Origin of the sequence: Streptomyces sp. NBC_00536 (assembly GCF_036346295.1) — a bacterium.
Lineage (GTDB): Bacteria > Actinomycetota > Actinomycetes > Streptomycetales > Streptomycetaceae > Streptomyces.
The window spans coordinates 4,262,878-4,277,091 of sequence record NZ_CP107819.1 but is presented as its reverse complement, the minus strand read 5'-3'; the positions used below and the strand labels follow the sequence as shown (position 1 = coordinate 4,277,091).

The following is a 14,214-nucleotide window of genomic DNA, read 5'->3' as shown; positions in this document are numbered from 1 at the left end:
AGGTCGGGAACGCGCGAGGGCGCCCGCGCTACCGGACCCCAGCCGGTCCGGTCGCACGGGCGCCCTCAGCGCTCAAGGGGCTTGCTCAAGGGGCTTCTACCACCAGGGGTGGAAGTTGACCGCGACGTTGCTGTTCGACTGATGGATCGCGGTGAAGGCCGAGCCGTTGACCTGCGCAGAGTTGTTCTGGTTGGACGCACCGGCACCGGTGGCCACCTGCTGCGTGGTGGCGGAGTTGCCGTTGTTGTTCCCGCCGACGCCGCTGCCGATGATGCTGGCGACGCTCGCATTCGACCCGTCGTTCGCGAAACCGCCGTTGTCGGCCTGCGCCACCCCGCCGAAGAGGGCGAGGGCGAAGGGAAGCGCGGCGACGGTGGCGATGACGCGGGCGGTACGGATGCTTGCCATGTCTTTATCCTCCAGAGAACCCGAAATGGGGGTGTTGCCAAGGCAGTTGGCCGACCGCCTCGATGCTGTGTGGTGACGACGTCGCTGGACCAGAGTTGCCCACCGAATCCCCGGCGAACCACCCCGGAGCCCACGATTCCCCCGCAAGCATGAGCAACATCGGATAAACCCCATTCGCGCCCCCAGCGCCCCAGATCACAGCACGCGCAACGTGCGAAACCCCCGGCACACAAGAGGCGAACCGTTCCGCCAATCCCACTGGCCCCGGGCATGCCAAAGAGGACCGCTCCATCCGGGAACCCCACCGTCTCCCGGGTCTGCGGTCCTGCACACGCGCTCGCGCGCCCCCTGCACGCCCCCGGCGCTCGCCGGGGTGGCCGAGCGGTACGCCCCACGGGCGCTCTCGCCGACCTGATGTCCGTCCGAAATCTCAACCTGAAGTCACTGCCCGACCGCGTGCGCATCCAACGCACCACCAAGCCGGGCCCACTACGTATCGCCCACTACCTACTACCTACTGCCTACTACCTACTTACCTACTGCCTGCCGCGAAGTGCCACCGCTACCACTACCGGCCCACGTCAGGCGACGAGCTCCAGCGCGTCCCGGGACCGGTCCGACTGGGCGTGGGCCGCGGCGGTCGTGGAGCGCCGGCGGACGGAGGGGGTCGAACCGTGGGCCTCGGCGCGGATCCGCTGGGCGATGGTCGGCGGCAGCGATCCGCCGCGCATCATCGCCCTCCAACTCCGCCGGGCCTGGGCGGCCATCGTCCGCGCCACCGAACCGGCCGGGACGGCGGGGGCGGCGGGGGCGGCGACGGAAGAGGCGGCCGGAGCGGCCGCGCTGCCACCGAGGCCGAGGGCCGCGAAGAGCGCCACGAGTGCGGCGAGGACACTGGTCCAGATCGACTTGAAGGTGTTGCTGCTGGCCATGACGAACCCCTCATTCCGGGATGTTCCGACGGGCGGATCTGAATACATTCGTCATGATGTGACCGCAACCGCAGCGCACCCGACACCCGCGCCGATCTTCCGACAAACACCACCCGGTCGGCCCATCCCCACTTGCGGAACCCCCATGAAGGGGAGCCTGGAACCCCGCGAGCCCCCGGCCGGATGTTCCCGGCAGGGGGCCGCTCACCTGGGGCGCACGGGAAGGGACGCGGGTGCCCCGCCGTCAGCTGGAGGTGGCAGCGGTGACGTCCTGGGTCCCGGTCGCACCACCGGGAATCTCGGCCCACGCACTGGTGCTGTTGGTCGACAACGTGAAGTCCTCGCCGTACACCCGGCCACCACTGCCGACCGCGTAGATCCGGATCGTGTTGCTGTTGCCCGTCACCGAGGTGACATTGGTCAGGCCTACGCCGTTGCGCTTGATCCACGCCGCGTCGAAGTGACCCTGGTCGTAATTCCCGTACTGCGTGTACAGGACGCCGTCCCCGCCCGCCATCGACAGCACGACGTTGTTCCCGCTCACACTCGCCGCGACATCCTTGACGCCCGTCGCACCACCGGGAATCTCAGCCCATGCACCGGTGCTGTTGGTCGACAACGTGAAGTCCTCGCCGTACACCCGGCCACCACTGCCGACCGCGTAGATCCGGATCGTGTTGCTGTTGCCCGTCACCGAGGTGACATTCGTCAGGCCGACACCATTGCGCTTCGTCCACGCCGCGTCGAAGTGACCCTGGTCGTAATTCCCGTACTGCGTGTACAGCACACCATCCCCGCCCGCCATCGACAGCACGACGTTGTTCCCGCTCACACTCGCCGCGACGTCCTTGACCCCCGTCGCACCACCGGGAATCTCGGCCCAGCTGGTCCACCGGTTCTCCGAGGGGACGTGGTCCCGCCCGTAGACCCGGCCGCCCGAGACCCCGTAGAAGTGCACCAGGTCATCCCCGACGTTCACGCTGGTGACCTTCGTCAGAGACGTGCCGCCCACCGTCGCCCAGGAGCCGTTGAAGCGGCCCTGCTGGTAGTTGCCGAACTGGCTGTACATCCCCCCGTCGCCACCCACGATGTCCAGCTGCACATTGCGCGTGGCGGGAGTCGGCGGAGTCGCCGGATACGGATCGGCGTGGTCGGACCCCAGTCCCGCACTCGGTCCACAGCTCGGCCAGGCTCCCTCGCCCTGAACCGCGAGCACCTTCTCGCCGATGAGTATCTGCTGCTGCTTCGTGGCGAGATGGGCCTGCGACGCGTACGCAGTGCCGCCGAAGGCCGCCCACGTACCCGAGCTGAACTGGAGGCCGCCGTAGTAGCCGTTGCCCGTGTTGATGCTCCAGTTGCCTCCGCTCTCACACTGGGCGACCCTGTCCCACGTACTCACAGAGGCGGCGGATGCGGGTCCCACCCCGGTGATCGATGCGGTGACCGCGATCAGCGAGGTGAGCGCGAGGGCCGGAGCGTACTTCGCGCGAGCGGTGCGGAGCATGGGAATCCTTCGGTCAGGTGCGGCGGGCGCGGGGGTGGCAGGTGTGCCATGGGCTGGAGGCGCGGGACGTGGGTCAGTGCGACATGGACGCGGTGATGTCCTTGGCTCCGGCCGCGCCACCGGGGATCTCGCCCCACTCGCTGACGCTGTTGGTCGACAGCGTGAAGTCCTCGCCGTACACCCGGCCACCACTGCCGACCGCGTAGATCCGGATCGTGTTGCTGTTGCCCGTGACCGAGGTGACATTGGTCAGGCCTGCGCCGTTGCGCTTGATCCAGCTCTGGTCGAAGTGGCCCTTGTCGTAGTTTCCGTACTGCGTGTACAGGACGCCGTCCGCCCCTGCGATGGACAGGATGACGTCGGTGCCGTTCACGCTGGCGGCGATGTCCTTGACCCCCTGCACACCGCCCGGGATCTCGCCCCACTCGCCGACGCTGTTGGTCGACAGCGTGAAGTCCTCGCCGTACACCCGGCCACCACTGCCGACCGCATAGATCCGGATCGTGTTGCTGTTGCCCGTGACCGAGGTGATGCTCGTCAGACCCACGCCATTGCGCTTGATCCAGCTCTGGTCGAACCGGCCCTGCTCGTAGTTGCCGTACTGCGTGTACAGGACGCCGTCCCCGCCGATGACCGACAGGATCACGTTCTTGCCGTTGGAGCTCGCGGCGATGTCCTTGACCCCGGTCGCGCCACCGGGGATCTCGGCCCACGGAGTCCAGGTGTTGGAGGCGGAGAAGTGGTCCCGGCCGTAGACCCGGCCGTCGGAGATGCCGTAGAAGTGGACGGTGTCCCCGACCGTGGTGCTGGTGACCTTGGTCAGGGCCGCGCCACCGACGTCCGTCCAGTTCGGGTTGAACCGGCCCTGCTCGTAGTTGCCGAACTGGCTGAGCAGGGAACCGCCGGAACCCGCGATGTCGAGCTGCACGTTCACGGCCGCGGTTTCCGCCGGAGGAGTGGGCTCGCTGCCGCCGATCGGGGACACGTAACCGCTGATGGTCTGGCCACGGGCGGCGCTTCCGACCGCCGAGTTGAACGGGGAGGACTCCTTCACCCGCGAAGTGGCCGAGTAGTTGCCGCTCACACCACCTTCGTTGCCGCCGATCGTGGTGATCGTGCCGTTGCCGACCGAAGCGACGATCGCGACGTGATCGGCGTAGCCCGCCCCGTTGTAGTTGAAGACGACCGCGTCGCCGACGTGCGGGGTGCTGCCGAGACCGCCGTTGTAGGTTCCGAAGCTGCCGGCGGCCGGAGTGAGGCCGGAGACGTTGACACCGTTGTGGGACCACACCCACTTGGCGAAGTCGGCACACCAGGCCTCCGCGGTACCGAAGTTGCCGGTGCAGCTCGAGTAGAAGCCGGTGCCGCCGGCAGTGTTGGTGGAACAGGCCCCGTCACCGACGTTGGCGCGGGCGGTGTCGACGATCCCGGAGCCGCTGGCCGAGGCGGCCGAAGCGGCAAGGAGGAGCACAGGGGCGACGGAGGCCAGGGCGATCGAGGTGTTCAGGGCACGGCGGACGGGCTTCACGGACATGCGGAGTCTCCAGGGCGAGGCTGCGACGACGGACAGGTCGACACGGGGCAGACAGACGGGGTGAGGACGGCGGCGGTGCGCGAGGAAGCTGTGGGCACGCCGGGCCAGGCGACGGCTGCCCTCTTTGAGAGCTGGTTCAAGCGGCCGATCCGGTCTCGCGTCCCGCGGTGACGCTCCGCCCGGTGTGACCTGCCGGGAGGTGTCACCTACCGGCGATCACCAGCATCGCCGCAGCTCACAGCAGGTGTAAGGGCTTTCTGCTGGACGGAACCGGCCCTGGACTGATCCGTCCAGCCGTGCGATCCCTGGGGATGCCCCGCACGAACACGAACGGCCCCTGACCGATCTTCCCGGTCAGGGGCCGTTCACTGGCGGTGGGTGTGGGATTTGAACCCACGGTGACATCGCTGCCACGACGGTTTTCAAGACCGTTCCCTTAGGCCGCTCGGGCAACCCACCTGGCGGGTACAGAGTACCGGGCGGGTGGGGCGGGCGGGGGCTCTGGCCCTGGGTGATCAGGAAGTGGTGGTGGGTGCTGCCGCCGTGGTGGCGGGGCTACATGGTGAGCAGCACGCCCGCGTACGAAACCCCCGCCACCACGGCCCAGGCGCTCAGCCCCAGCACCGCGGCCCGGCCGCCGGTCCGGGCCAGTGTCGGCAGGTGCACCGCGCTCCCCAGGCCGAAGAGGGCGGCGGCCAGCAGGGCCTCCTGTGCCGCGTGCGCCCACTCCAGCGCGGCATCGGGTACGAGCCCGGTGGCGCGCAGTGCGGCCGCCGCCAGGAATCCGGCGACGAACAGCGGTACCGGGGTGGGCCGGCGCCCCGAGGCGGTCCGTACCCCGCGCCGCCGGGCCCGTACCGAGAAGGCCACGGCGGCCACCAGCGGGGCCAGCAGGGCCACCCGCATCAGCTTGACGAGCACGGCCTCCCCGAGGGCATCCGGCCCGGCGGTCTGGGCGGTGGCCACGACCTGGCCCACATCGTGCACGCTGGCCCCGACCCACCGCCCGAACTCCGGGTCGGTGAGCCCCAACGGCCCCTGGAGCAGCGGGAGGACCGCGATCGCGAGGGTCCCGCACAGGGTGACCAGCGCCACCGAGGCGGCCACGTCCTCCTCGTCGCTGCCGGAGACCTCGCTGACCGCGCCGATCGCCGAGGCCCCGCAGATCGAGTACCCGGTCGCGATCAGCAGCGGCTGGTCCCCGCGCAGGCCGAGCCGCCGGCCCAGCCAGAGCGTGCCCAGGAAGGTCGCGGCGACCACGGCGACCACCATGGCGACCGTGGCCCAGCCCAGCCCCATCACGTCGTCCAGGCCGAGACCGAGGCCCAGCAGGACGATCCCGATCCGCATCAGCCGCTTCCCGGCGAGGGACAGGCCCGGCCGGGCGGCGCCGCGCACGAAGGTCCGTATCCGGGGCAGGTGCGCGGCGGCGATGCCCAGCACCACCGAAGCGGTGAGCCAGGGCACCTCGGGCAGCGCCTGGTGCACACCCCACGCGATCGCGGCGCCGAGCACGGCGGTGGCCAATCCGGGCCAGGGGGTGAATGTTTCACGTGAAACGGGCCGGACCCCGCCGGAGCGCGGAACGGACCGGTGCAGCAGCGCCATCAGTCGGTGGGGAGCGTGTAGACCCGCCGGACGCTGCTCCCGAGACGGGCCACGTCGGCGCCGTAGACGTGCAGGGATATCGCCTTCGTGCGACAGGAGTTGCGCACCTTGTGGATGTCACCGGGCGGTGCGAACCCGCAGACGTCTCCGGGGCCGTTGACGATCTCCTCGGTGGCCACCAGCCGGGCTCCCGAGCTGCCCGTCGCCGGGGCCAGCCGGTAGCGCAGTTCGCTCTCCGCGCCCTCGTGCACCCCGGCCACGCACCACGAGACGTGGTCGTGGATGGCCGTCTCCTGGCCGGGCAGCCACACCAGCGCCACCACCGAGAAGCTGCCGTCCGGCTCCGCGTGCAGGATGTGCTGGCGGTACCGGTCCGGGTGGCCCTCGCGCTGCTCGTCGGTGAGCAGGTCGGGCGTACCCAGCTGGGGTGCGACGCGCTCCCCGACGAGATAGGCGGTGAGGTCGGGTGCGAGGCCCCGGTCCACGACCGTACGGATCTCAGCGACGAGGGCGGCCATCCTCGCGGTGGTACGGGCCGGGGTGGTGGTGGTCATACCGGCAGCGTCCGCCAGTCGATCCATCACGTCCAACGACAGTTTCGACCCGAAATCCCAAATCCCGCTTATGGATTGAGGGTGACGTGCCCTCCGGCCGGGTCAGCAGCCGACACGGTTGGCCGCCACCCGCTTCAGCTCGTCCAGAACCGCCACCGTCGCCGGTATCCGCAGGTGGTCCCGGTAGACATAGGCGGCGATGTGACGGCGGGCCACCGGTTCGAGGGGCCGCCCGCACACCTTGCTCAGGGAGAGCGACGGCAGCACCAGCGCGGGCATCATGGCCACTCCGAGCCCCTGGGCCACCAGGCTCTGCACGACCAGGTTGTCATCGGTGGAGAACCTGATGTCGGGGACGAAGCCCAGCTCGGCGCATTCGTGCAGCAGGTTGGCCCGGCAGCGCGGGCAGCCCGCGATCCAGCGCTCCTCCGCCAGGTCCGCCAGGTGCACGGCCCGGCGCCGGGCCAACGGATGGCCCGTCGGCAGCAGCACCGTGAGCTGGTCCTCCAGCAGCCTGACCTCGGCCACGTCGTCCGGGACCGCCTCGTGCAGCCCGGGATAGGTGAAGGCCAGCGTGATGTCGCACTCGCCTCGCTCCAGCCTGCGCAGCGAGTCCGGGGGTTCCCCCTCCAGCAGTTCCACCTGTACGCCGGGGTGGTCCTTGGCGAGCCCGCTCAACGCTTCCGGAACGAGGGTGACATTGACGCTGGGGAACCCGCACAGCCTCACCCGTCCGGCGCGCAGCCGGGTGTAGGCCTTCATCTGTGCCTCGGCCGCGGAGAGACAGCCGAGGATGGATTCGGCGTGCCGGACCAGGGAGTTTCCCGCCTCGGTGAGCTGCATGCGGCGGCCGACCCGGGTGAACAAGGGCGTGCCGACGGCCCGTTCCAGGGCCTTCATCTGCTGGGTGATCGCGGGCTGGGTATAGCCCAGGACGCGGGCGGCCGCCGAGTACGACCCGGAGGCGACCACCTCGTGAAACGTCCGTATGTGCCGCGAATCGAACACGTCAGAAGCATAAGCGGACATTGGGAGGGGCCGTAGGCACTATCCCGCCTACGACCCCTCGCCAACGAATCAAAAGAGCCAAAAGAGCCAAAGGGACCCAAGGAGCCCAAGGAGCCCAAGAGGCCCAAGGGACTACTTGTCGCCCACCCGGGAGCCGAGCGTGATGTCGACCGTGGTCGGCTTGCCACCGCGCAGGTAGGTCAGCTTCACCGTGTCGCCGGGCTTGTACGTCCAGATCTCACTGATGAGCGTCGGGCCGCTGTCGATCGTCTTGTCACCGAACTGGGTGATCACGTCGCCGGGCTTGAGACCGGCCTTGCCCGCCGGACCGGCCGGATCGACCAGCTCGTTGGCCGCGGCGCCCTGCTCGGAGATCTTCGCGCCGTCCGTCTTGGACTGGAGGTCCACGGAGACGCCGATCACCGGGTACGTCGGCTTGCCCGTCTTGATCAGCTGCTCGGCGACGTTCTTCGCCTGGTTGATCGGGATGGCGAAGCCGAGGCCGATCGAACCGGCCTGGCCGCCGCCGAAGCCACCGTTGCCCGCCGACTGGATGGCGGAGTTGATGCCGATGACCGCGCCGCGCCCGTCCAGCAGCGGACCGCCGGAGTTGCCCGGGTTGATCGAGGCGTCCGTCTGGAGGGCGCTCATGTACGAGTTCTTGGTGCCCGCGCCGTCGCCGGAGGCCACCGGGCGGTTCTTGGCGCTGACGATGCCGGTGGTCACCGTGTTCGACAGGCCGAAGGGCGCGCCGATCGCGATGGTCGTGTCGCCGACCGCGACCTTGTCGGAGTCGCCCAGCTGGAGCGGGTTGAGCCCGGAGGGCGGGTTCTTCAGTTTCAGCACGGCCACGTCGTAGCCCTGGGCGCGGCCCACCACCTCGGCGTCGTACCTCTTGCCATTGGAGAAGGTGGCGGAGAGCTTGCCGCCGTTGGCGGCGGAGGCCACCACGTGGTTGTTCGTGAGGATGTGGCCCTGCTGGTCGTAGACGAAGCCGGTGCCCGTGCCGCCCTCGCCGTCGCCGCCCTGTGCCTCGATGGTGACGACGCTGGGCAGCGCCTTGGCCGCCAGGCCCGCGATCGAGCCGGGCTCGCGCTTGAGGTCCTTGGGGGTCTCGCCGGAGGAGCTGACCGTGGTGGAACCGGAGCCGTCGAAACCGCCGTCGGCCAGCTTGTAGCCGATGCCGCCGCCGACCCCGCCCGCGAGCAGGGCGGCCGCCAGCACGGCCGCGACCAGTCCGCCACGGCCCTTCGGCTTGGGCTGCGGAGCGCCGCCGAGCGGGGGCGCGCCCCAGACACCGGCGCCGTTGCCACCGTCGTGGCCCGCGGCTCCGTACGCCGGAACGGCCGGCGGGGGCGGCGGCCAGGCCTCGGCGCCGTGCGCGGCCGGAATCGGGGCGCCGTACGGGTCCGCGGGTGCGCCCGTGACCGGAGCCGCGGCGGGAGCCCCGTACGGATCGGCGGCGGGGGTCGGCGGCAGCTGCTGGGTCTGTTCCGTCCCCGGCGGCGGGGTCGGCGGCAGCTGCTGGGTCACGGGCTCGCCCGGCCCGGACCCGGCGGCGTACGCCTGATCGCCCGCCGGAGCGGCCGGAGCGGCGGGGGCCTTGCCCAGGCCCACGGGAGGTGCGGGGGGCGCGTCCACCGGGGCCGCGTCCGCCGGAGCCACCGGCTCGGGGGTCGGCGCGGCCACCGGCACGGGAGGTGCGGACGGGGCCGCGGGGGGTGTCGGGGCCGCGGTGCCCTCGTTCTCGGTGCTCACAGCGCTCTCTCCTCGTCACACACGGCGTGCTGGATACCGGACGGTACATCCGGCGGGATATCGGTCCGGGTGAACGTTCGACCGGTCATACAAGTTCCTGGGCAAAGCCTTTCCCATCAACCGTCAGAGCACTGTAAGCCGGACCTGTGCGTCCTGGCCCCATCCTTTATCCCGGGCATTTCGGACGCATCTCCAGGGGCCGGCCCCACGCCGGGGGCCCGCGCGATGGCACCATGACCCGGTGACCCACGCAACGCCGCGCCCCATCCAGGTCGTCGCCCACCGCGGCGCCTCGGAGGACGCCCCCGAGCACACCCTGGCCGCCTACCGCAAAGCCGTCGAGGACGGCGCCGACGCCCTCGAATGCGATGTCCGGCTCACCGCAGACGGCCATCTCGTGCTGGTGCACGACCGCCGGGTGAACCGCACCTCCAACGGCCGCGGCGCGGTGTCGGCCCTGGAACTGGCCGACCTCGCCGCCCTCGACTTCGGCTCCTGGAAGGACCGCGACGAGTCCCCCGACTGGGACGCCGGAGCGGGAGCCGCCGGCGAGTACGGCAGGGAGCCCGATCCGGAGCGCACCTCCGTACTCACCCTGGAGCGGCTGCTGGAGCTGGTCGCGGACGCCGGGCGGCCGGTGCAGCTCGCGATCGAGACGAAGCACCCGACCCGCTGGGCCGGACAGGTGGAGGAACGGCTGCTGTTCCTCCTCAAGCGGTTCGGGCTGGACTCCCCGCCCGCCGAGGGCCCCCACCCGGTGCGGATCATGAGCTTCTCGGCGCGCTCGCTGCACCGGGTCCGCGCGGCCGCCCCGACCATCCCGACCGTGTACCTGATGCAGTTCGTCTCGCCCCGGATGCGGGACGGGCGGCTGCCCGCCGGGGTGCGGATCGCCGGTCCCGGGATGCGGATCGTCCGCAACCACCCCGGTTTCATCCGCAAACTTCAGGCCGCCGGGCACTCCGTCCACGTGTGGACCGTGAACGAACCCGAAGATGTTCAGCTCTGCGCTGATCTGGGTGTAGAAGCGATCATCACGAACCGACCGCGCCAAGTTCTGTCACAACTTGGCCGCTGACGCCCCCTTTTGCCCACCCGTCACCCCCTCACCTCCCGTGACAGGGTGTGCCCCGGCGCATCCGTTCCGCATTCAGTCGTCATGAATGCGTCAGAGGGCCCCGCCACGGCGGTTTCCGGTCCAGGCCAATGGGGCATCCAGACCATGGCGTGGGGCTAAGGAGGTTCCGGGGGTGACGTTGGTGGTGGCACAGGAGGTGCCCACGTCGTCGTGCATGGCCGTACCCCATGGCCCTGCGGGCGTGGGTACGGCGAGGCATCGCATGCGTGAGCAATTGCGTATCGGCGGGCTGCCCGAATCGGTCGTGGACGATGCCGTCCTGATCCTTTCCGAACTGCTCAGCAACGCCTGCCGGCACGGCAGGCCACTGGGCGCGCGGGAGATCGGCGACGGGGACATACGCGCCGCGTGGCGCGTCGACAAGGCGGGGCGGCTGACGGTCGAGGTCACGGACGGGGGCGGGCCCACCCGTCCCGTTCCGGCCACGCCCTCGGTCACCGCGCGCGGCGGCCGGGGGCTGAACATCATCAGCGCCCTGGCCCAGGACTGGGGTGTCCGGGACGGCGCGGGCGGCGAGGTCACCGTATGGGTGACGGTCGCGTGCGGGCCCCGGCACGACGATTTCGCTACGCGCGTCACTGCGCCCGCGATCGACTTCGCCGCCCCCTTCGACGACATGGAGCCCTGACCCGGGATTCCCGACCCGGATCCGCAGCGGATCCGCGCCGGACCCGACCTGGATCCCCGGCCCGACGACCGGCCGTCGTCGACGACGACCACGATGGCGACGACCCGGCCATCGACGATCCGCGGCCGTCCGGGAGCGCACGCCGACCGTGCTCCCGGCCGCACCCACCCGGTTGTGGCGGTACGAACGGCTAGGCTCGCGCCGTCACGTAACGCCGTACCGCCGCAACCGGGAGACACCCACGATGGCCAAGAAGCGCCCCGCAGCGAAGCCTGCAAAGCCGCAGCTCAAGGACGGGGAAATCCCCGTGGTGGGCGCCCGTGAGCCCTGCCCCTGCGGATCCGGGCGCCGCTACAAGGCCTGCCACGGCGCCGCCGCCTCGCACGCCGTCACCGAGCTGGTCCAGCGGCCGTTCGAGGGCCTGCCCTCCGAGTGCGACTGGGTGGCGCTGCGCGAGCTGGTGCCCGCCGCCACCATCCCGCTCACCCTCAAGGGCGGCCTGCCCGAGGGCGTACCGTCCGTCACCCTGGTGACCGTACTGCCCATGGCCTGGCCCGCGCTGCGCCGTGAGGACGGCTCCGTCCTGCTCGGCCTGCAGAACGAGTCGTCCAGCGGCAACCTCGCCCGCGACCTGGCCGACACCCTGGAGCGCGCGCTCGTCGCGGAGCCCGGCAAGCCGGTCCCCGCCCGCCGGGTGCCCGCCGAGGGCCCCCGACTTCAGGATCTCCTGGACCCGGACGGCGTTTTCGAGCCGGTTGTGCACAGCGGGTTCGAATTCTGGATTCCGGACGCGGAGGCCGCCCAGGCCGCCTCCCCGGAGATCGCCGCCTCGCTGGAGCGCGCCAACGCGGCCGCGATCCCGACCGTCAAGCTCACCGGCGTCGACGCGGCCTACTGGTGCGAGACCCCGGAGAAGAACCACCTGCGCTGGGTCATGCCGCACCCCGAAGAGCAGCTGCTCGACGCCCTGGCACGGCTGACCGCGGCGGGCGAGTCCTCGCTCGGCGAGGGCACCAAGCTCGTCGGTTCCTTCCGCGCGCACGGCCTGATGGTCCCGGTCTGGGACCTGCCCGTCGGCGTCACCGCCGACCAGGTGGAGGAGCCCGCGGCCCGGCTCGCGGAGCGCCTCGCCAAGGCCCTGACCACGGACGCCCCGCTGACCACCGAGGAGCGCCGGGCGCGCGGCGGACTCACCAACCGTCAGGTGACCCTCAGCTGACCTGGGCGGATCCCGGTGGGCCCGACGTGGGCCCACCGGGGTCCGAACCAGCCCCGAAGGGCCCCCGCGGGCGCTCCGGGCGCCCGCCTCGGGCGGTGACCGGAGTCACAACTCCCGCTAATCGTCTGCAAATCGATGTCCGAATATCAGAGATCGAATTTGCGAACAGGCGATCTCTTGTTACCGTTCTTGTAGCCCGGTCGCTGGTGCATCCCCCGTCGCCAGCGACCGGGCCCTTCATTTTCCGGTGGCGCTCAACCGCCGCCCGGTCCCGGTGAGTTGCTCCCGGACCGCAGGAGCAGGGGTCCTTCAGTATCCGGAACTGCAAATTCCGCTACCGCGGTGTACCGGTCCGGGGTTCCCAGGGAGTCCTCCTTGGGGGTTTCGCACAGCCCCGGTTCGTCGCCCGCCCCGATCCCGCAGCGGATCTGCACCGTCCGGCCCGCCGGACCCATCACGGTCAGCACCGACTCCAGCGCGCGCCCGCTCGTGTTGCGGTAATAGCTGCGCCCCCAGCTCTGCCCCTCACCGGTCAGCACGCAGGTCTGCGCCTCGACGCCCTGGGGCGAGGAGAGTTCGGGACCGCAGTGCGCGTCCGTACGGGGCTGCTCCGGCGGACCGGGCGGCGCCGGCTTCGCCGCGGCGGGCCGGCCGGAGGGGTCCGACAGGCCCAGCGAGGAGAGCAGTCCGCCGCCCTTGCCGTCGTCCCGAGCGGCGAAGTCCGGTCCGGCGATCGCACCCGCGAGCGGAAGCGACAAGATGATCAGCACACCGGCGCCGATACCGATCAGGCGGAGATTCATTCGCCGAAGATAGCGATGCGGGAATGGGGCACGGAGATCCCCGCGCCCAATTCCCTTGGAAACCCACGTCGGTGACACCCGTTCGAGTGATCCCGCGAACTGACGCACCGGTGCGCGGGCCCGTACGAGCGTCAGTGCGGGGGCCGTACGGGCGTCAGCACGAGGCCCGTACGGACGTCAGTACGCGAGTCGGCTCCCGCCGCCCGGCGCTCCGCTGCTCGCTTCCACCAGCGCGTCCACGACCGCCTCGACCTCCGGCAGCCAGGGCGGCCCGCCCTCCGCCGGGGGTTCCCGCTCCCAGCGCACCTGACCGCCGCAGGACGCGGCGGAGGGCGGCAGCAGCAGGTAGCCGCCCTCACCGTGGAACCGCAGCGAAGACGGCACGTGGTCCTTGGCGTACAGGAGTTCGCCGAGCCGCTCCAACGAGTAAGGCGCCACCAGCAGCGACCAGCGCGTGGGCGTCGCGACGACCGGGCCGATCCGCATGCCGCGCTGATCGAGCCGGACCAGCGCCCGCGCGGCCGCCGCGGCCGGCAGGCTCACCGCGCAGGGAGCGGCCCCGCCGGTGGCCAGGAGCAGCGGAGCGGTGGGCCGGTTGGTCCACCACCAGCCCACCATCCGGGGGTCGGTGGTGGCGGCGAGCAGGCCCGGGTCGAAGGGGTGGGCGCCTGGAACCACACAGTCCGGATCGGGGCAGGCACAGCGCGCACCGTCCGCGCCCGCCCGGCCCACACCGGGCAGCACGGGCCACGCCCAGGCGGTGGCGCACACCAATGCGGCGTCGAGGGGCCGCGGGTGGACGGGGACGGCGCCCGGCCCGGCCCCGGCCCGTTGGGCGAATCGAAGGGACTGGAGGGTCCGAAGGGGCTGAAGGGACTGGAGGGAACTGCGGAGCCGCTGGAGACGCCTTCCGAGGATCTCGCGCATGAGCGCTCGTTCCTTTCCGTTGAACGCCGAGGGCCACATCACACCATGTATGCGGTGTTTCACCACACGTACACGTTTCGCGTCACTGTCCGCCAGAAGCAGGTTCACACGGTTCGTGCAGTTTTCGTACGGGTCCATGAAACGTCCGGCAAGGGCGGAACGCGACCCGCGACGGGCCGCGCCCAGCCGCCGC

At 70.9% G+C, this 14,214-nt stretch carries 13 protein-coding genes and 1 tRNA gene; 3 read left to right on the top strand and 11 right to left on the bottom strand.

Features of this window, described 5'->3' with window-relative positions:
* Positions 1–96: 96 nt before the first annotated feature.
* The 9 genes from OHS33_RS18710 to OHS33_RS18670 all read right to left on the bottom strand — a co-directional run bounded on the left by OHS33_RS18710 (position 97) and on the right by OHS33_RS18670 (position 9,306).
* Positions 97–408, bottom strand: coding sequence for a hypothetical protein (locus tag OHS33_RS18710; protein WP_330331571.1), 312 nt, complete (start codon positions 406–408; stop codon positions 97–99).
* Positions 409–989: 581 nt separating this feature from the next.
* On the bottom strand, positions 990–1,340 hold the full coding sequence (locus OHS33_RS18705; RefSeq protein WP_330331570.1) for a DUF6344 domain-containing protein: 351 nt from the start codon (positions 1,338–1,340) through the stop codon (positions 990–992).
* A 244-nt stretch (positions 1,341–1,584) separates the two neighbouring features.
* On the bottom strand, positions 1,585–2,844 hold the full coding sequence (locus OHS33_RS18700) for a transglycosylase family protein (RefSeq protein WP_330331569.1): 1,260 nt from the start codon (positions 2,842–2,844) through the stop codon (positions 1,585–1,587).
* 73 nt (positions 2,845–2,917) lie between these two features.
* The gene (locus tag OHS33_RS18695; RefSeq protein ID WP_330331568.1) at positions 2,918–4,378 is read right to left on the bottom strand and encodes a CHAP domain-containing protein; all 1,461 of its coding nucleotides are present in this window, start codon (positions 4,376–4,378) and stop codon (positions 2,918–2,920) included.
* A 369-nt stretch (positions 4,379–4,747) separates the two neighbouring features.
* A tRNA-Ser gene (locus OHS33_RS18690) sits at positions 4,748–4,837 on the bottom strand.
* A 96-nt stretch (positions 4,838–4,933) separates the two neighbouring features.
* A complete protein-coding gene (locus tag OHS33_RS18685; RefSeq protein ID WP_330331567.1) occupies positions 4,934–5,986 on the bottom strand; it encodes a YeiH family protein in 1,053 nt (350 codons plus the stop codon).
* Complete coding sequence (locus tag OHS33_RS18680; RefSeq protein ID WP_330331566.1) at positions 5,986–6,540, bottom strand: cysteine dioxygenase family protein; 555 nt, start codon at positions 6,538–6,540, stop codon at positions 5,986–5,988. Before OHS33_RS18680 ends, OHS33_RS18685 begins: the two co-directional genes overlap by 1 nt.
* Positions 6,541–6,642: 102 nt before the next feature.
* Positions 6,643–7,548, bottom strand: a complete 906-nt coding sequence (locus OHS33_RS18675; protein ID WP_330331565.1) for a LysR family transcriptional regulator — start codon at positions 7,546–7,548, stop codon at positions 6,643–6,645.
* Positions 7,549–7,680: 132 nt separating this feature from the next.
* On the bottom strand, positions 7,681–9,306 hold the full coding sequence (locus OHS33_RS18670; protein WP_330331564.1) for a S1C family serine protease: 1,626 nt from the start codon (positions 9,304–9,306) through the stop codon (positions 7,681–7,683).
* Positions 9,307–9,547: 241 nt separating this feature from the next.
* Here OHS33_RS18670 and OHS33_RS18665 point away from each other — a divergent pair, with 241 nt between their 5' ends.
* From OHS33_RS18665 to OHS33_RS18655, 3 genes are all read left to right on the top strand, one after another.
* Entirely contained in the window at positions 9,548–10,384 is an 837-nt protein-coding gene (locus OHS33_RS18665) for a glycerophosphodiester phosphodiesterase (RefSeq protein WP_330331563.1), read from the top strand.
* An 85-nt stretch (positions 10,385–10,469) separates the two neighbouring features.
* Entirely contained in the window at positions 10,470–11,072 is a 603-nt protein-coding gene (locus OHS33_RS18660; protein WP_330331562.1) for an ATP-binding protein, read from the top strand.
* Positions 11,073–11,316: 244 nt separating this feature from the next.
* The gene (locus OHS33_RS18655; RefSeq protein ID WP_330331561.1) at positions 11,317–12,291 is read left to right on the top strand and encodes a DUF5926 family protein; all 975 of its coding nucleotides are present in this window, start codon (positions 11,317–11,319) and stop codon (positions 12,289–12,291) included.
* Between the two features lie 254 nt (positions 12,292–12,545).
* Here the strand turns inward: OHS33_RS18655 and OHS33_RS18650 are convergent, their stop codons facing one another.
* Positions 12,546–13,094 carry a hypothetical protein gene (locus OHS33_RS18650; protein WP_330331560.1) on the bottom strand — a complete coding sequence of 183 codons (549 nt, stop codon included), beginning with the start codon at positions 13,092–13,094 and terminating at the stop codon, positions 12,546–12,548.
* Positions 13,095–13,271: 177 nt separating this feature from the next.
* Positions 13,272–14,021, bottom strand: coding sequence for a bifunctional DNA primase/polymerase (locus OHS33_RS18645; protein ID WP_330331559.1), 750 nt, complete (start codon positions 14,019–14,021; stop codon positions 13,272–13,274).
* Positions 14,022–14,214: the final 193 nt, after the last annotated feature.